Origin of the sequence: Nocardia beijingensis NBRC 16342, from assembly GCF_001612785.1 — a bacterium.
In the GTDB taxonomy this organism is placed as follows: domain Bacteria; phylum Actinomycetota; class Actinomycetes; order Mycobacteriales; family Mycobacteriaceae; genus Nocardia; species Nocardia beijingensis.
The window spans coordinates 150,024-167,770 of sequence record NZ_BDBC01000029.1 but is presented as its reverse complement, the minus strand read 5'-3'; the positions used below and the strand labels follow the sequence as shown (position 1 = coordinate 167,770).

13 protein-coding genes are annotated in these 17,747 nt (G+C 70.3%); 6 read left to right on the top strand and 7 right to left on the bottom strand.

Translation table 11 applies throughout. The annotated features are described in order from the left end of the window. Positions 1 to 82: 82 nt before the first annotated feature. Positions 83 to 1,654: a sensor histidine kinase gene (locus NB3_RS18230; protein WP_371855917.1), complete on the top strand. Its 1,572-nt coding sequence runs from the start codon at positions 83 to 85 to the stop codon at positions 1,652 to 1,654. Further along, on the top strand, positions 1,651 to 2,352 hold the full coding sequence (locus NB3_RS18225; RefSeq protein ID WP_067804500.1) for a response regulator: 702 nt from the start codon (positions 1,651 to 1,653) through the stop codon (positions 2,350 to 2,352). Before NB3_RS18230 ends, NB3_RS18225 begins: the two co-directional genes overlap by 4 nt. Here NB3_RS18225 and NB3_RS18220 read toward each other — a convergent pair whose 3' ends face one another. From NB3_RS18220 to NB3_RS18210, 3 genes are all read right to left on the bottom strand, one after another. Then, a complete protein-coding gene (locus NB3_RS18220) occupies positions 2,353 to 3,654 on the bottom strand; it encodes a cytochrome P450 (RefSeq protein ID WP_067804497.1) in 1,302 nt (433 codons plus the stop codon). Between the two features lie 104 nt (positions 3,655 to 3,758). Further along, positions 3,759 to 4,481, bottom strand: coding sequence for a TIGR03089 family protein (locus NB3_RS18215; protein WP_067804494.1), 723 nt, complete (start codon positions 4,479 to 4,481; stop codon positions 3,759 to 3,761). 3 nt (positions 4,482 to 4,484) lie between these two features. Continuing rightward, positions 4,485 to 5,978 carry an LCP family protein gene (locus NB3_RS18210; RefSeq protein ID WP_371855916.1) on the bottom strand — a complete coding sequence of 498 codons (1,494 nt, stop codon included), beginning with the start codon at positions 5,976 to 5,978 and terminating at the stop codon, positions 4,485 to 4,487. 172 nt (positions 5,979 to 6,150) lie between these two features. On the opposite strand from NB3_RS18210, the gene rfbD reads away from it, so the two are divergent. The 3 genes from rfbD to manB all read left to right on the top strand — a co-directional run bounded on the left by rfbD (position 6,151) and on the right by manB (position 9,208). Next, positions 6,151 to 7,020: a dTDP-4-dehydrorhamnose reductase gene (rfbD, locus tag NB3_RS18205; protein ID WP_067804488.1), complete on the top strand. Its 870-nt coding sequence runs from the start codon at positions 6,151 to 6,153 to the stop codon at positions 7,018 to 7,020. 167 nt (positions 7,021 to 7,187) lie between these two features. Then, entirely contained in the window at positions 7,188 to 8,084 is an 897-nt protein-coding gene (locus tag NB3_RS18200; RefSeq protein WP_067804485.1) for a glycosyltransferase family 2 protein, read from the top strand. A 44-nt stretch (positions 8,085 to 8,128) separates the two neighbouring features. Continuing rightward, a complete protein-coding gene (manB, locus tag NB3_RS18195; protein ID WP_067804482.1) occupies positions 8,129 to 9,208 on the top strand; it encodes a mannose-1-phosphate guanylyltransferase in 1,080 nt (359 codons plus the stop codon). Positions 9,209 to 9,280: 72 nt separating this feature from the next. Here the strand turns inward: manB and NB3_RS18190 are convergent, their stop codons facing one another. Continuing rightward, on the bottom strand, positions 9,281 to 10,099 hold the full coding sequence (locus NB3_RS18190) for an MBL fold metallo-hydrolase (RefSeq protein ID WP_067804627.1): 819 nt from the start codon (positions 10,097 to 10,099) through the stop codon (positions 9,281 to 9,283). A 102-nt stretch (positions 10,100 to 10,201) separates the two neighbouring features. Between NB3_RS18190 and NB3_RS18185 the strand changes: the two genes are divergently transcribed. Then, positions 10,202 to 10,810 carry a helix-turn-helix domain-containing protein gene (locus NB3_RS18185; protein WP_067804479.1) on the top strand — a complete coding sequence of 203 codons (609 nt, stop codon included), beginning with the start codon at positions 10,202 to 10,204 and terminating at the stop codon, positions 10,808 to 10,810. A 14-nt stretch (positions 10,811 to 10,824) separates the two neighbouring features. On the opposite strand, the gene NB3_RS18180 is transcribed toward NB3_RS18185, so the two are convergent. The 3 genes from NB3_RS18180 to NB3_RS18170 all read right to left on the bottom strand — a co-directional run bounded on the left by NB3_RS18180 (position 10,825) and on the right by NB3_RS18170 (position 17,741). Next, a complete protein-coding gene (locus NB3_RS18180; protein ID WP_084823453.1) occupies positions 10,825 to 12,417 on the bottom strand; it encodes a carboxylesterase/lipase family protein in 1,593 nt (530 codons plus the stop codon). 207 nt (positions 12,418 to 12,624) lie between these two features. Then, entirely contained in the window at positions 12,625 to 16,398 is a 3,774-nt protein-coding gene (locus NB3_RS36590) for an ABC transporter ATP-binding protein (RefSeq protein WP_067804476.1), read from the bottom strand. Next, positions 16,395 to 17,741, bottom strand: a complete 1,347-nt coding sequence (locus NB3_RS18170) for an LLM class flavin-dependent oxidoreductase (RefSeq protein WP_067804466.1) — start codon at positions 17,739 to 17,741, stop codon at positions 16,395 to 16,397. The genes NB3_RS36590 and NB3_RS18170 overlap by 4 nt, the downstream gene beginning before the upstream one ends. Positions 17,742 to 17,747: the final 6 nt, after the last annotated feature.

Sequence of the window (17,747 nt, the reverse complement as noted above, 5' to 3'; positions counted from 1 at the left end):
TCGCGCCTTCCAGGCAGAATGATGGTCGGCCGGGTGATCCCGGTCACTGTTTGGTGCATTACGTTCAGCGGAGGAAGAGCTTGTGAGACGCGGTCGGCTCTCCCTCGCCGGGCAGGCGTTCGTCTTCCAGTTGGTCGTGCTCGCGGTGATGATCGGGATCGGCGTGGTGCTCGCGGTCCTGGACGCCAGGCACGACAGCGACGTCACCACCACCAGGGAGGTCACCGACGTCGCGGTGAGCGTGGCCGACGCGCCCTCCACCATCGACGCGCTGCGCAGCTCGGATCCGACAGCGCTGTTGCAGCCGGTGACCGAGGAGATCCGGCGCGAGACCGGCATGGATTTCATCGTGGTCATGGCGCCGGACCGGACCCGCTTCACGCACACCAACCCCGCGATGATCGGGCTGCCGTTCAGCGGCACCATCGATCGCGCGCTGGCCGGGGAGACCTTCACCGAGACGTTCACCGGCACCCTCGGTCCGTCCATCCGGGCGGTGACGCCGGTGCACGACCACGGGCGGATCGTCGCGCTGGTCTCCGCTGGCGTGACCCGCGCGAAGATCGGCGACCAGGTCGCCACCCAGTTCCCGGTGATCCTCGGCGTCGCGGGGGCCGGGCTGGTGCTGGCCGCGGGCGGATCGTTCCTGTTGAGCCGCAGGCTGCGTCGGCAAACGCACGGTCTCGCGCCCGACGAGTTGCGCGTGATGTACGAGCACCACGACGCCGTGCTGCACTCGGTGCACGAGGGCCTGGTGGTGTTCGGCGCGTCCGGCGAGGACGCCGAAGTGGTCAACGACGAGGCACGCCGCCTGCTCGATCTGCCCGCGGGCCAGGTGCGCCGCAGCGACCTGCCGCTGTCGCTGCAACGGATGAGCTGGGGCACGGTCCGCGACGAGATGCACGTGACCACCGACCGGATTCTGCTGGTCAACCAGGACACCGTGGAATGGGAAGGCCGGGCGATCGGCACCGTGATGACCATCCGCGACCACACCGAATTGCAGGCGGTGATGGGCGAACTCGACTCCGTGCGCAGCTTCGCCGCGTCGTTGCAGGCGCAGGCGCACGAGTCGGCCAACCGGTTGCACACCGTGGTCACCATGGTGGAGCTGGGCCGCCACCGCGAGGCCGTCGAGTTCGCCACCGCGGAACTCGAGTTGTCCCAGTCGCTGATCGATCGGCTGTTCGCGGCGGTGGGCGCGCCCGCCTTGGCCGCGCTGCTGCTCGGCAAGGTGAACCAGGCCGCCGAACGCGGCATCGAGCTGACCATCACCGACGACACCGCGCTCGATTCGGTGGACCCGCTGTCGCCGCACGAAACCGTCACGCTGGTGGGCAATCTCGTCGACAACGCGATCGATGCGGCGGCGGACAGCACATCCGGCTGGGTGGAGGTCACGCTGCGCCACCAGCGAGGCGACGCCGGGGACGGGTCGACGCTCTACATCCGGGTCGCCGACAGCGGTCCCGGGATGTCGGCGGAGATGTTCGCCCGCGCGTCCCAGCGTGGTTATTCGACCAAGGCCGACCACCACGGGCTCGGTCTCGCGCTGGTCCACCGTTTGGTGGCCAGGCACGGGGGAAGCATTCACACCGAACGGGATCCCGAAAGCGCGGTGACCGTGACGATCCCACGAAAGGAAGCACGATGATCCGTGTGCTGATCGTCGAGGACGAGCCGCTGATCGCGGAGGCGCACCGCGCCTATGTGGAGCGCATCGCCGGATTCACACCCGTCGGCATCGCCCACACCGGACGCGAGGCGATGCGCGCGGCGGCCGACGCCGCGGCCGAGGGCACACCGATCGACCTGGTGCTGATGGACATCGGTCTCCCCGACGCCAGCGGCTTGGACGTCGCCGCCGCGCTGACCGGCCTCGCGCCGCGCCCGGACGTCATCGCGATCACGTCCGCCCGGGATCTGGCCATGGTGCGCACCGCGGTGTCGCACGGCGTCGTGCTGTATCTGCTGAAGCCGTTCACCTTCGCCGCCTTCCGCGACAAACTGGACCGCTATCGCGAGTTCCGCACCGCGCTGCCGGCCGGTGAGAGCGCCATCTCCCAGCACGACATCGACCGGGCGTTGAGCGCCCTGCGCACCACCGACCAGCGCGCGACGACCCCCAAGGGGGTCGCGCCGCAGACCCTCGACGAGATCTCCCGCACCGTGCGCGCGGCCGAAGCCGATGGGGTGACCGCCGCGGACACCGCGACCTCGATCGGCGTCTCGCGCATCACCGCATGGCGCTATCTGGAGAAGCTGGCCGACGACGGACTGGTCGTCCGCCGCTCCGACTACGGCCGGGCCGGACGCCCGAAGACCCGCTACGTCTGGAAGACCACGGGCTGATCAGACCGGCTCCGGGGCCTGCGCGCGCTGGCCGAGGTGCACCGGCATCCGCTCGTACCCGTGCAGCGTGAACAACGCGCGCCGCCGCAGCGGGCCGTCCAGGCGCAGGTCAGGGAACCGGTCGAACAGGGCCCGCAGGGCATGGACGCCTTCCATCCGAGCCAGACTCGCTCCCAGGCAGACGTGCACGCCGCTGCTGAACGACAGATGGTCCTTCGCGTTCTCGCGTCCGACGTCGAATCGCCCCGGATCGGTGAAGACCGCGGGATCGCGATTGGCGCCCGCCAGCGACAGCACCACCGTGTTGCCCGCGCGCACCCGCATGCCGTCGATCTCCACGTCGGTCAGCGCGGTGCGCGCCGTGGTCTGCACCGGGGAGTCGAAGCGCAGGATCTCCTCGACGGCGTTGGGCCACAGCTCGGGCTCTTCGCGCAGCCGCTCCAGCTGATCCGGATGGGCCAGCAACTGCGCGGCGCCGTTGCCGATCAGGTTGACCGTCGTCTCGAAGCCCGCGCCCATGAGCAGGCTCGCGGTGGCCTTGAGCGCGTAGGAGTCCAGCTCCCCCGCGGCGACCAGGCTGCTGAGGATGTCCTCGCCCGGCTCGCGGCGCAACCGCTCGATGTGCCGGTCGAGATAGTCGTTCATCACCTCCATGGCCCGCATCGCTGTCCGGTGCGCACGCCACGGGATACCGACGTCCAGCAGGGGCGTCATCTGATCGCCCCAGTCGAGGAACAGCGCCTTGTCCTCGTCCGGGAAGCCGAGCATCTCCGAGATGATGGCGATCGGCACCTGGGAGGCGAACGAGTGGATCAGGTCCGCGGAACCGTGCGAGGGCAGACCGTCCAGCAATTCCTCCGTGACCGCTTCGACGCGGTCGCGCAGCCTGCGGATCGCGCGCGGGGTGAAGGCCGATGCCACCGGTTTGCGCATCGCGGTGTGCTCCGGCGGATCGATCACCAGCATCGACGGCGGCTCCACCGGATTCGGCGGCAGCGGGAAACGCTCGGCGAGCTTGCGCAACGGCTTGGGAATGTTGAAGCTCTCGGTGGTGCGCACGCCGAACCGGCTGTCGCGCAGGATCGAGCGGCACAGCTCGTGGTCGAAGGTCGCGAACGCGATCGGGGTGCGCAGCAGCCTCGTCTCGCCGCGCATCCGCTCGATCAGCGGATAGGGGTCGTCGAAGCCGGCGGGACCGGCCATCAGTTCGGCGAACGGATCACCGCGGCGCGCCTGCATGCGCAGGACGAGACGAGGCGCGCCCTGCACGGACAACCAGCGGAACCAATAATGCGGCTTCATAGTCCAACCTCGTCGTCGTGGCGATGAGTCCACCGTACGGAACCCTGCCGGGTTGTGGAACGTCCTCAGGTCGGATTCGGCGCTTATACCGTGGTAGGAGCGGCTCAGCCGCGCTGCGCGGTCACCCGCTCCGAAGCGATGCGCCGATCACGCAGCGCCGGATCGGGGTTGACCACCTGCACCAGCGACGCGCCCGCGGCCAGCACCGCGAGGTATCCGTCGATGAGTTCGGCCGGGGTGTCCCACGGCGTGCTCGACAGCACCCGGTCCCCTTCGGCGAAGCCCTGGCGCATGGCCGATTTCCGCGCCTCGGTGAGTACCTCCGCGACCGGCATCCCGTCGAGCGCGACGCCCGCGCCGCGCGGGAGGAACTGGTCGCCGTGCACGCGCACCGAGGTGGCGAAGTCGGTGACGCCCGCCGGCAGGTCGCGCACCGGCGAACCCATGGCATCCAGCGACAGCGCCGCGACCTCGCCCGCTCCGTCGGCGTCGTCCAGGCGGTCCGGGGTGACCAAAGCCAGATCGGCGTCCCGGTCCGGATGCAGCACCACCTCGGTGCCCGCCCACCAGCAACCCAGCAGTACCGCGGCGGTCTGCCAGTGCGCCGGGAGCAGCACGGCGACTCGTGCGCCGGGGCTCAGGCCGAACTCGTCGCGAACGAGATTGGCGGTCTTGGCCGCCCAGTTCGCCAGCGTCGCGCCGGACAACTCGATGCGCGCGCCGGTCGCGTCGTCGTAGTAGGTGACGCGCGGGCCCGCGGGTTCGCGGGCGAGGATGGGATCGAGTACCGCTTCGGTGAGCGTATGTGCCTGGTCGATGTCACGCATGGTTCAGTTCACGCATTTCGGTCCGTTCTGGCCTGCGTCGATCGGTGGAGCGGGCGGGACTGGGGTGGCCGCGGTCGACGTTCCGGACAGATCGAACATCCGGCTCGCCGACGAGCCCGGACCAGAATAGTCGCTCGCCAGCACGACACTCACCGAATCCGGGGACAGCGCCGGATCGGCGATGACCGTCAGCCCGCCGAGCGCCTTGGCCACCGCCTGCGCCTTCGGGCTCGCGGTGTCGGCCGCGAGCACCCGGCTGCTGGTGACGCGGCTGCCGCTGTAGTTGGAGACGGTGCCCTGGCGAAAACCCTTGGCGCTCAGCGCCTGCGCGACCTCGGCCGCGAGCCCGCCGATGCCGCCCGCGTTGTAGACGCTGACCGTCACCGTCGCGGGATCGAAGCCGGTATCGGCGTTGCGCGGGGCCGGGTTGTCGCCGACCAGCGACGCGACGTAGGACTTGACCGCCTTGGGCTCGACCTTGACCACCGATTCGCCGTTGCCGGTCTCGCCGTTGAGGTCGGCGACCGGAATCGTCTCGAATTTCACCTGTCCGCCGGACAGATCCTTCAACCGTTGCAGGAACGCCAGCACGTCCCAGTCCTCGTCCAGCACGATGGTCCGCCCCACCGCTTCGCTGAGTTGCTGGAGCTTGACCGGGTTGCCCAGGGTCTTCGCGCTGAGCACCTGCTGCACCAGCTGGGCCATGAACACCTGCTGGCGCACGATGCGGTCGATGTCGCCGCGCGGCAGGTCGTGGCGCTGGCGCACGAAACTCAGTGCCCGTGGGCCGTCCAGCCGCTGACGCCCCGCGGGGAATCTCGCGCCGGACATCCACTCGTCGACCGGGTTCTTCAGGCACACCTCGACGCCACCGACGGCGTCGGTGAGCAGCGCGAAGCCGAGCAGACTCACCTCGGCGTAGTGGTCGACGGTGATGCCGGTGAGTCCCGCCACCGTCTTGATCAGCGCCTGCCTGCCCGCCTGGGTGGACTGCCGTTCCGCGTCGGCGTTCGAGACCCCCTGATCGAGGAGCTTCTGGAACTGGGTCGCCTTCGTCGCGCCGTAAGCGGAGTTGATCTTGCCCATCCCCAGCCCGGGAATGGTGACGTAGGAATCGCGCGGAATCGAGATCGCGGTGGCCGAGCGTCCGTCGTTGGGCACGCGCAGCAGGATGATGGTGTCGGTGTTGGTGCCGACCTCGTCGCCCGCGTGCAGCATCGCGCGCTCGGCGTCCGACAGCGGGTTGCCGTGCGCGTCGGTGCGGCTGTCCACACCGACCAGCAGGATGTCCACCGCGCCGTCGCGGCTGCCGCCCAGGCCGAGATCACCGAGGCGCTCGATGTTCGCGACCAGCCCGTCGACGCTGTGCCATGCGAAACCGGTGAGCGCCAGCACGATCACGGCGGCGGCCACGGCGAGCGAGCGCAACGGCCCGAAGGCCCGGTCGCCAGGTCCGGTCGCCCGCGACGCCGCCGATGTGCCCCTCCGCTGCGACAAGTCCGCATCCTCTCGCCGAAACTCGGTGTGCCGGCGACGCGTGCGCAACCGATCCGCCACCCTGTTGCCGCTCGCCCCGCCCGATTGGGGATCCCCCGATAGCACAAGGCTATCGAACAGTGCTCGCGAACGGCCGTAACCGGGAACGTGGCGGCGTGCCAGACTTGCGCCCGTGACCGACCCCACCGCGCCCGAATCCACCGTGCCCGCTCGCCTCGTCGTCACCGGGGCGCGCGGACAGGTGGGCCGGGAACTGCGACGTCTCGCTCCTGCCGCCAGCGGCTACGGGCGCGCCGAACTCGACATCACCGACCCCGCCGCCGTGCGCGCGGTGCTCGCGCCCGGCGACGTGGTGCTCAACTGCGCCGCCTATACCGCCGTCGACCTGGCCGAAACCGAAGCCGAGGCGGCGTACGCGGGCAACGCCACCGGACCCGCCGTGCTCGCCGGCGTCTGCGCTGACGTCGGCGCCCGGCTGATCCATCTGTCCACCGATTACGTCTTTCCAGGTACCCACGATCGCCCGTACGACACCGGCGATGTGACCGGACCGACCTCCGTGTACGGGGCGTCCAAGCTCGCGGGCGAACAGGCGGTGCTGAGCCGCTGCCCGGACGCGCACGTAGTGCGCACCGCGTGGGTATACACCGGGCGCGGCGGCGATTTCGTCGCCACGATGCTGCGGCTGGAGCGCGAACGCGACACCGTCGACGTGGTCGACGACGAGGTCGGCTCCCCCACCTACGCCGCCGACCTGGCCGCCGCGCTGCTGGAATTGGCGGGCAGGCCGGACGCGCCACGGGTGCTGCACGCCACCAACGCCGGGCGGGCCAGTCGCTTCGAACTCGCCCGCGCGGTGTTCGCCGGGGTCGGCGCCGATCCGGAGCGCGTCCGGCCGTGCGACTCCTCCGCGTTCCCCAGACCCGCACGGCGGCCGGCGTTTTCGGTGCTGTCGCCGCGAGCCTGGAACGACGCCGGTCTCACGCCGCTGCGGGATTGGCGCACCGCACTGGGTGACGCGCTGGCGCGGCGGTCGGGTTGAGGTGATCCACCTGCACTCCGGCCACGCCCATCTGGTCTCCCGGCGCCGTCGCGGGCCATGCGCGAGTCATCGGCAAGCGACGTCCGGCTCCGTCCACCAGGCGTACTCCGCGGTCCCCTCAACCATGCACGGACGGCGCGCGCCCGCGCCCGTTAAGGTTGGCTGTCGTGAGTGATTCCGCATCCGCCGCGCCCGCGGGCCTGGCCGTCGTCACGGTGACCTACTCGCCGGGTGAGCACCTCGAGCACTTCATCAGCACACTAGCCGGGGCCACCGCCGAGAAACCTCAGGTGATCCTCGCCGACAACGGGTCGGTGGACGGTGTGCCGGAGCTGGTCGCCGAGGCCAATTCCCACGTGCGGCTGCTGCGCACCGGCGGCAACATCGGTTACGGCGGCGCGATCAACCGGGCGGTCGCGGAGATCGATCCGGCCATCGAATTCGTCGTGATCGCGAACCCGGACATCCGCTGGGGCACCGATTCCATCGACAAGCTGCTCGCCGCCGCCAAGCGCTGGCCGCGCGCGGGCGCGCTCGGACCGCTGGTGCTGGAGCCGGACGGCAGCGTGTATCCGTCGGCCCGCCGGGTGCCCGGCCTGCTCGACGGCGCCGGACACGCGATCCTGGGCACGGTGTGGAAGTCCAACCCGTGGACCCGCAGGTACCGGCAGGAGAACGAGGAGATCTCCGAGCGGGCCGTCGGCTGGCTGTCGGGGTCGTGCCTGCTGGTGCGGCGCGCGGCGTTCGACTCGATCGACGGCTTCGATTCCCGCTACTTCATGTACATGGAGGACGTCGACTTCGGCGACCGGATGGGCAAGGCGGGCTGGCACAACGTTTTCGTGCCGGACGCCGAGGTCACCCATGCCAAGGGTCACGCGGCGGGCCGTCATCCCGAGAAGATGCTGCCCGCCCACCACGCCAGCGCCTACCGGTTCCAGGCCGATCGGCATCCGCACTGGTGGCAGGCTCCGCTGCGGCTGGCGCTGCGGGCCGGACTTGCGATCCGCTCGCGGATTGCGGTTCGATCTGCCCTGCGCCAGCAGGCGCGCGACGCCGGGTAACCGGCGTCGGCGGCGGAAAACGACCTTGTGAACAGGGGAGCTCGATGGCAGGAAATGCAGGCACCGACGCGGTGATCCTGGTCGGCGGGCAGGGAACCCGGCTACGGCCGCTGACCCTCTCGGCGCCCAAGCCGATGCTGCCGACGGCCGGGCTCCCGTTCCTGACCCACCTGCTCGCCCGGATCGCGGAGGCCGGGATCACCCACGTGGTGCTGGGCACGTCGTTCAAGGCGGAGGTGTTCGAGGAGTACTTCGGCGACGGCGCCGAGCTGGGCCTGGAGATCGAGTACGTCACCGAGACCGAGCCGCTCGGCACCGGAGGCGCGATCCGCAACGTGCTGCCCAAGCTGCGCGCGGACAACGTGATGGTGTTCAACGGCGACGTGCTCGGCGGCACCGACCTCGGCGCGGTGCTCGACACGCACGAGTCCACCCGCGCCGACGTGACGCTGCACCTGGTCCGGGTCAGCGACCCGCGCGCGTTCGGCTGTGTGCCCACCGACGCGGACGGCCGGGTCACCGCGTTCCTGGAGAAGACCCAGGATCCGCCGACCGACCAGATCAACGCCGGATGCTACGTCTTTCGCCGCGAGTACATCGAGAAGATCCCGGCCGGGCGTCCGGTGTCGGTGGAGCGTGAGGTGTTCCCTGCGCTGCTGACCGAAGGCGCCCGCGTCCAGGGGTACGTCGACGCCTCCTACTGGCGCGACATGGGCACCCCCGAGGACTTCGTCCGGGGTTCCGCCGACCTGGTTCGCGGCATCGCGCCCTCCCCCGCCCTGCCGGGTCAGCGCGGTGAATCGCTGGTGCATCCCAGCGCGGGCGTCGCTCCTGGCGCGCTGCTCATCGGCGGCACGGTCGTCGGCCGCGGCGCGGAGATCGGGGCGGGCGCGCGGTTGGACGGCGCGGTCGTCTTCGACGGCGCGGTGATCGAGGCGGGCGCCACCGTCGAACGCACCATCATCGGCTTCGGGGCGCGCATCGGCCCCCGCGCGCTGGTCCGCGACGGCGTCATCGGCGACGGCGCGAACATCGGCGCTCGTTGCGAGCTGCTGCGCGGCGCCCGCGTCTGGCCCGGCGTGGAGATTCCCGACGGCGGCATCCGCTTCTCCACCGACGTCTGAGGCGCGAACCGCTCGATCCGGCACGAATCATGCGCGACACGCTGTCGTGCTGTCCGAGAGCCGACAGCTCGATCAGCCGATCGGTGGTGCCAGGTACTCCAGCGCATAACCGTCGCCGGAGGCGGTCACCCGGGCGATGCCGGGTGAGTCGAGGTGGGCGCCTGCCACGAAGTGGTGTGGACGGATCAGTTGTTCGAGGAGGGCCGCTCGCGCGGCGCGGGCCTGGAACTGGTCGCCGTCGAGTTCCCATGACACGTTCGGCCGATCGAATTGGAGCGTGGGAACGTGAACGGTGTCGCCCCAGGCCAGCAAGCGGCCGGTGCCGCTGCTGACCTCGTAGACGGTGTGCCCGGGTGTGTGGCCCGGTGCCGGGATCGCGGTGGTCCAGTCGTTGATCCCGACCTGCTCCGACACGGGTACGACTCGGTCGCGGATCGGCTCGAGCCGCCCGGTGAACACCGAGGTGTCGCCCGCGCCGATCCACACGCGCTCGAGTTCGGGAAACGCCTCTGAACCGTCCGGCGCGATCAGCCCGCTCACGTGGTCTTCGTGCTTGTGGGTGATGGCCACGTCGGTGACCTGCGCGCGGTCGATTCCCGCCTCGTCGAGCGCGTCGTAGATCAATCCCATGGTTGGGTCGTGCCAGGCGTTGGACGCGCCGGTGTCGATGAGAACCGACCGTATGCCGTCGGTGACGAAGAAGGCGTTGACCGACAGCCGCAAGTTGTCGCCGGCCAGCGGCACGGCGGCAGGCAGCTCGTCGAGCGTGCGCCCGTCCTCGTCGCGCAGCCGGGTCGGCGGCATGTCGATGTACCCGTCGCGCAACGAGATCACCTGCAGATCGCCGAATTCGAACCTGGCATGGTGCCGGCCACTCGAGATCAAACGCATGAAACTCTCCATCGTATGGACTCGTCTTCGATAGAAGACTTATTCTTCTTTAGGAGAAACATACACTGTGGGCGGCCAGATACCCATCGAACGAGGAGCACGGTGGTCGAGCAAGACGGAGACGCGACCGAACCACAGCACGGCGACGACCTGGCCGGCGCGTTCGGCGGCAACGTGCGGCGACGCCGCGAGGAGGCGGGCCTGACGCTGGAGCAGCTGTCCACCCAGTCGTCGGTCAGCAGGGCGATGCTGTCCAAAGTCGAACGCGGTGAGAAGAGCCCGACGATCGGCGTCGCGTCCAGGATCGCCGACGCGCTCGACGCGTCGCTCTCGGACCTGATCGGTGGGACGGCTGCTGCCGCGCCCGGCGTGGCCGTTGTGCTGCGCAAGGACGATCGCCCCGTTTTCCGTGACCCGGAAACCGGCTTCGAGCGGCACATGGTGTCGGCGGCACCGGGCGCGGGAGGAGCCGAGATGGTCGTCCACTACCTCCCCGCACAGGTCTCCACCGGGCTGCTGCCCGCGTATCCGCCGGGTACGGAGAAACAACTCGTGGTGCTCGAAGGCACCGTCACCGTCGCGATCGGCGGGATCAGCGAGACCTTGAACAGAGGCGACTCGCTGTTCTTCCAGGCCGACGCGGATCACGGCTTCGCCAACCGAACGAACGCTCCCTGCGAATACATCATGTTCATTTCGCGCAGAACCTGATCGGGTCGCTCGGGCTAGGAGAACCCCACGGCGTGCTGACCCCAGGCGGTGTGCAGGTCACGGTCCGGGTCGTCGACCACCCGATCGACGCTGTCGATGAGCAGGGTGGCGCGGGCGCCGAGGCGATACGGCCGCCAGTGTTTGGAGCCGTCGAGGGCGGCGGGGACGCCGTGCGCGGCGAAGGCCAGCCAGCGGCGCATCATGCGCCCGGAGACCTCCATGGCCGCCTTGCGCCCGCCGAGCCAGAAGGTCGGATCGAGGTTCAGCGTGCCGAAATTGCCGAAGACGTAAGGCAATTCGGTGGCGTGACCGGCGCCGACCCGGGCCGCCCTCAGCATCGGGGTCGCGTAGTCGAAGCGGTACATCCAGGTGGGCGAGTGCTCGGCGTGGCCGTCGGCCACCCAGTGCGCCGGCATCCGGAACGCCGCGTCGGTGGACATCGCCAGCGCGCCGCGCGCCTTGTTCAGGTCCGGGTAGGCCGAGGTGATCTCGGCGATGCGCTCGGCGGACAGCTCCGGGTGGCTCGCCGCGACGTCACGCAGCATCGCGTTCACCGCGTCCGGCGTCACCGGCATGATCGGCGAGCGCAGCAGCCGGAACAGCGACGCCTCGTCCTTGTTGGTGCCGATGATCAACGGCACCCGGTGCGATCGTCCGCGCTGGAACCGGTCGATCGGGTAGGTCGGCAGCAGATCGCCGTCGACCACGGGCGCGGCGGCCAGCCTGCCCGGCTCCCGCAGCGGGACCTCGTCGAGCAAGACGCCCGCCGCGGCCACGATGCGCTCGATCGGGCAGTCCAGGAGTTCCTTCGCCCTGGTCGCGGGCAGCTCGATCAGTTCGAGGAACCGCCGCGCCACCGTCGCGGCCCGCTCCTGCCCGAACACCGTGGTGGCGGGCGGGCTCTGCGCGATCGCCCGATGGAACAGCCCGGCGGCGCGCGGCGCGGTGAGCAGCGCGGTGACGCAACCCGCGCCGGAGGACTCGCCGAACAGCGTGACGTTGCCGGGGTCGCCGCCGAACGCGGCGATATTGTCGCGCACCCACTCCAGGGCGCGGATCTGGTCGTGCAAGCCCAGATTCGGCGCGAAGTCGTCGCCCAGCGAGGACAAGTCCAGGAAGCCGAGGGCACCGAGCCGATAGTTGACCCCGACGACCACCACGTCACCGGTCGCCGCCAGCTTGCGCCCGTCGTAGATCTGCTGCGCGGCGGTGCCGAGGCAGTACGCGCCGCCGTGCAGCCAGACCAGCACCGGGCGCGGCTCGGTTTCGTGGACACGGGCCGGATCGCCGGTTTCCGGCCGCGGCGACCAGACGTTGAGCCACAGACAGTCCTCGCCCATGGTCAGGCCCGAGTCGACGGGAACCATGGTGCCCATCGTCTGCGGGGCGATCTGCCCGAACGCGGTGCAGTCGCGCACGCCGTCCCAGGGCTGCGGGGCCCGCGGCGGGGCGAATCTGGCCGGTCCGGTGGGAGCCGCCGCGTACGGGATGCTGCGCCAGACGGACACCGCTCCTTCGCGCACGCCGCGCACGTCGCCGTATTCCGTCCGCGCGATGGGCTCGGAGCCGTCGGGACCGGGCACCGCCTCGGAGAACTGAGCGCGCATCGCGGACCTCCTCATACTTCTTTTTCGAGAGTACGTCGAAGATCAGTACGACAACGTCGCGATGCCATGACATTGCCGCGTCGGCTCGCATTCATCCGCTGTTCAGGCCGTCGGTCGGCCCAGCGGTGTCGAATCGGTCACGGCGACGGTCGCCGCCCACCGCCACCCGTGATAGCCAGGAAAGTGCTCCCATGCCGCGGGGCCGGATCAGGTCGCGGCCTCCGATTCCCGGTCGCCGACCGGCGCCGTGTCGTCGCCCACATACGCGGCCCACAACCGGCGATACGGCCCGTCCTCGTCGAGCAGCCGGGCGTGCGTGCCGGTCTGCAACAACCGTCCCTCGCCCACCACCGCGATGAGATCGGCGTCCGCCGCGGTGGCGAGCCGGTGCGCCACCACGATGGTCGTGCGCCCGGCGGTGAGCACGTCCACCGCGGCGCGCACCCTGGCCTCGGTCGCCAGGTCCAGCGAGGCGGTGGCCTCGTCCAGGATCAGGATGTCCGGCTCGACGAGCTGGGCCCGCGCCAGCGCGAGCAACTGGCGCTGGCCCGCCGACATGCTGCGGCCGTGGTCGCCGATCGGCTGGTAGTACCCGTGCTCGAGCGCGGCGATCATCTCGTGCGCGCCGACCGCCCGCGCGGCCCATTCGATGTCGGCGGGCGTGGCCTCCGGCTTGCCGTAGGCGATGGCCGCGCGCACGGTGTCGCCGAACAGGAACGGCTCCTGCGGGACCACGCCGAGCCGCTTGCGGTACTCGCGCAAGCGATAGTCGCGCACGTCGACGCCGTCCACCACCACCGCGCCATCGGTCGGGTCGTAGAACCTGGCCAGCAGCTTGACCAGCGTCGATTTGCCCGCGCCCGTCTCGCCGACCAGCGCCACCTTCTGTCCGGGCTCGATGCGCAGGTCGATGCCGGACAGCACCGGCTCGGCGCGGGTGTCGTAGGTGAACCCGACGCCGCGCAACTCGATCGCACCGTTCAGCCTGGTCACCGGAAGCGCGTCGGCGGCGTCCGGGGTGGCGACCGGCGTGCGCAGCAGTTCGCCGAGCCGATCGACGCCGACCACCGCCTGCTGGTAGCTGTCGAAGACCTGGGACAACTGCTGGATCGGGGCGAACAGCAGATCCACGTAGAGCAGGAAGGCGATCAAGGTGCCCGCGGTGAGCACGTCCTCGCGCACCTGGTGCACGCCCACCGCGAGCACCGCTGCCGTCGCGACCACCGACATGAATTCGATGAAGGGGAAGAACACGGCCATCAGGATCTGGCTGCGCAGGCGCGCGTCGCGGTAGTCCCATGACCGCCGCTCGAACTCGGCCCGGTTGCGTTCCTCGCGCCGGTAGGCCTGGGTCACCTTGATGTTGTCGACGTTCTCCTGCAGGTAGGCGTTGACGATGCTGACCCGCTCGCGCGCCAGGTTGTAGGCGGGCACCGACGCGCGCCGGAACGCCGCCGTCGAGACCACGAGCACCGGAAGCAGCGCGAGCACCACCAGCGCCAGCCGCGCATCGATGACCAGCAGCGCGATCACCACGCCCGCGATGGTCACCGTGCTGGTGAGCGCGGTGGCCAGGCCGGTTTGCAGGAAAGCGGACAGCCCGTCGACGTCGGTGGTCATCCTGGTCATGATCCGGCCGCCGAGTTCGCGCTCGTAGTACTGCAACCCGAGCCGCTGCAACTGCGCGAAGGTCTTCACCCGCAGGCCGTAGAGCAGGCGTTCGCCCACGCGTCCGGTGACCCGCACCTGCGCGACGCTGATCGCCCAGTCCACCGCGACCACCAGCAGCGCGAGCGCCGCCGCGACCAGCAGCACGTCCCGCGCGCCGGCCAGGACGCCGTGGTCGATGCCGTAGCGCACCAGGAACGGGATCAGCACCTGCGCCAGCGCGTCCAGACCCACCAGGCCGAGCCCCGCCAGCAGCGGCGCCGCGAACGGCCGCAGCAGCCGCGGCAGCGAGAACCGGGGATCGGGTGTGTGTGAGAAGGATTCGGGGACCTCCGGTTCGCCGGTCGGTGGCGGGAGACGGTCGATCAGTTCCTGCACGTCACCGCTCGGCGGCGCGGCGGCGAGCATCCCCGGCCCCGCCGCCCGGCCCGCTCCCGTCGGCGCACCGGCGGCACGCTGGGAGAAGGCCTTCGCCACCTGCTCCAGGGTGCGTGCGCCGTCATCGTCGTCCTCGGCCGGCTCGACCCACAGCGGGGAGGTCGGCGCGCCGGGACGGGCGAGTCCGGCGTCCACGCCGATCCCCGTCACCTCCGGCGGCGTGAACAGCGCGCGGAACAGCTCACCGGAGCGTTGCAGATCGCGCAGCGTGCCCAGTTCCGCAACCCGGCCGCCGTCGAGCACCGCCACCCGGTCGGCGAGCGCCAGGGTGGACAGTCGATGCGCCACGACGATGGTGGTGCGAGTGCGCATCTCGGCCGCGATCCTGGCGTAGATCTGTTCTTCCACCTGCGCGTCGATGGCCGAGGTGGCGTCGTCGAGAACCAGGATGGGCGCGTCGGTGAGCAGCGCGCGGGCCAGCGCGATGCGCTGCCGCTGTCCACCGGACAGCCGCTGCCCGCGCTCGCCGATCCTGGTGTCCAGTCCCTGTGGCAATGCCTTGACGAACCCGTCGGCGGCGGCCAGATGCAGAGCGTGCCAGACCTCATCGTCTGTGGCGGCCGGGCGTCCATAGGCCACGTTGGCTCGGATGCTGTCGGCCATCAGGTGGGTGTCCTCGAACACCATCGCCACTTGGTCGCGGGCGTCGGACAGATAGCGGATGTCGACGCCGTCGAACAGGACGGCCCCGGCGTCCGGGTCGACCAAGCGCGGCAGCAGCTGCACGAGCGTGGATTTGCCGCTGCCCGCCCCGCCGGCGATCGCCATGGTCTCGCCCGGCTCCACGGTCAGTTCCAACCCGTCGAGCACCCGCGTGCGGTCGAAACCGAAACCGACACCGCGGAACTCGACCCGCGGCGGCGTGCTGCCGCGCACCGCCTCGACCTGAGGACGTTCCACCGGCGCAGGCGCCTCGATCACCTCGCGCACCCGGTCCAGCGACGCCTTGCCCTGCTGGCTGACCGTCAGCAGCATGGCGAACTGCCGGATCGGGCTGACGAACGAGCCGAGATAGGTCATGAACGCCAAGAAGGTGCCCAGCGTGATGGACTGCGACAACGCCAGCAGCCCACCCGCGATGAGGATCAGCGCCTGCCCCGCTGCGGGCACGGCCTGCATGGCCGGGGTGAACCGGCTGGTGAGCCGCGCGACGCGCAGCCGGGAGCGGTACAACTCCCGCGCCTTGGCCGCCAATCCGTCGAGTTCGTGCCGCTCCTGGCCGAACCCCTTCACCACCCGCACCCCGGCGACGGCGGCCTCGACCTGCATGGCCACCTCGGCGGCGCGGGCCTGCGCGTCCCAGTTGGCCGGGAAGAGTTTGCGCTGGCTGCGCCGGGTGATGATCCACAAGGCCGGAACAACCAGCAGCGCGATCACCGTCAGGGCGGGCGACATCAGGGTCATCAGGGTCAGCGCACCGGCCAGCAGCACCACATTGCCCGTCACCATGGGAATGAGCTGTAGGAACATCTGGATCAGCGTGACGTCGGTGATCGCCCGGCTGACCACCTGACCGGTGCGCAGGTCCGCCTGCTCGCGGCCGTCCAGCCGCAGCAGCGCGGCGAACAGGTCCCGGCGCAGATCGTGCTGCACGCCCAGCGACAGCTGCGACGACGCCACCCGGCGGGTGAACGACGACCCGAACCGGGCGGCGCCGACGACGAGCAGCAACGCCGCCCACGGCGTCACCGACGCCGCGGTCGTGGTGAGCGTGTCCACCACGTGCCGCACGATGAGAGGCAGCACCGCCGTCAGCAGCGCCGCCGCGAGCGCACCCGCGCCCGCGGCAACGACCAGGCGGCGGTGCTCGAGACAGCGGCGCGTGAGGTACCGGATCCATCCCGGCTGGGACGGATCCGGCTGCACCGAGCTCATCGGGCGACCGCGAGCGTGTCCGCGTTCTCGTACTGGTTGGCCGGGCGAGCCAGGCCGTAGTGCCCGCGCAGGGTGGTCTCGGTGTACTCGGTGCGGAACAGCCCGCGCTGCTGGAGAATCGGTACCACCTGGTCGACGAAGCGCTCCAGGCCCGAGGGCAGCACGGCGGGCATGATGTTGAACCCGTCGGCGGCGCCCTCCCGGAACCAGTGCTCGATGGTGTCGGCCACCTGTTCGGGCGTGCCCGCGAAGGTGCGGTGCCCGCGTCCGCCGCCGAGCCGCCCGATCAGCTGGCGCAGCGTGAGCCGTTCGCGGCGAGCGAGATTCACGATGAGCGTGAACCGGCTCTTGGCGCCTTGGATATCGTCCTCGGTGGGCAGCTCATCGGGCAGCTCGCTGTCCAGGTCGAGCCGCTCGACGGGGAGCTTGAAGTGCGCGGCCAGCTGGCGGCGCGCGTACTCCGGCGAGATCAAGCGCTCGAGTTCGGCGTCCAGTTCCCGCGCCTGCTCCTCGGTGTCGCCGATGACGGGCACGATGCCGGGCAGGATCTTGATCGTCTCCGGATCGCGGCCCAGCGCGATCGCGCGCTGCTTGAGGTCGGTGTAGAACGCCTTGCCGTCCTCGAGCGTCTGCTGGGCGGTGAACACCGCTTCGGCGTAGCGGGCGGCGAAGTTCTTGCCGTCCTCCGAGGAGCCCGCCTGCACCAGCACCGGGTAGCCCTGCGGCGAGCGCGGCACGTTCAGCGGACCGTCGACCTTGAAGAACTCGCCGTGGTGGGCGATCTTGCGGACCTTGCTCGCGTCGGTATGGATGCCGAGGGCCTTGTCCGCGACGATGGCGTCGTCGTCCCAGCTGTCCCACAGCTTGGTGGAGACCTCGACGAACTCGGCGGCCTTCTCGTAGCGCAGCTGGTGGTCCGGTGTGTCGTCCAGGCCGAAGTTGCGCGCGGCGTCGGCGCCCGCGGTGGTGACGATGTTCCAGCCGACCCTGCCGTTGCTCACCCAGTCCACCGAGGAGAACCGGCGCGCCAGGTTGTAGGGGTCGTTGTAGCTGGTGGACGCGGTGGCGATCAGGCCGATCCGGCTGGTCTGCACGGCCACCGCGGTGAGGATCACGGTCGGCTCCAGCTTGCCGCTGGGCCTGCGGCCGGGATCGCCCATGAGCACCGGGCTGTCGGCGAAGAAGATCGAGTCCAGCTTGCCGCGCTCGGCGGTGCGGGCCAGCTCGACGTAGTAGTTGATGTCGGTGTGCGCGTACGGATCGCTTTCCGGCAGCCGCCAGGCGGCCTCGTGGTGTCCCACCGACATCAGGAAGGCGTTGAGGTGCAGTTGTTTACCGGACATGGTCGG

Bases quoted from the DNA above. Each gene is read 5' to 3' on its own strand.
- manB (WP_067804482.1), top strand. From the start codon at position 8,129: ATGGCAGGAAATGCAGGCACCGACGCGGTGATCCTGGTCGGCGGGCAG.
- NB3_RS18190 (WP_067804627.1), bottom strand. From the start codon at position 10,099: ATGCGTTTGATCTCGAGTGGCCGGCACCATGCCAGGTTCGAATTCGGC.
- NB3_RS18225 (WP_067804500.1), top strand. From the start codon at position 1,651: ATGATCCGTGTGCTGATCGTCGAGGACGAGCCGCTGATCGCGGAGGCG.
- NB3_RS18170 (WP_067804466.1), bottom strand. From the start codon at position 17,741: ATGTCCGGTAAACAACTGCACCTCAACGCCTTCCTGATGTCGGTGGGA.
- NB3_RS18180 (WP_084823453.1), bottom strand. From the start codon at position 12,417: ATGCGCGCTCAGTTCTCCGAGGCGGTGCCCGGTCCCGACGGCTCCGAG.
- NB3_RS18220 (WP_067804497.1), bottom strand. From the start codon at position 3,654: ATGAAGCCGCATTATTGGTTCCGCTGGTTGTCCGTGCAGGGCGCGCCT.
- NB3_RS18215 (WP_067804494.1), bottom strand. From the start codon at position 4,481: ATGCGTGACATCGACCAGGCACATACGCTCACCGAAGCGGTACTCGAT.
- NB3_RS36590 (WP_067804476.1), bottom strand. From the start codon at position 16,398: ATGAGCTCGGTGCAGCCGGATCCGTCCCAGCCGGGATGGATCCGGTAC.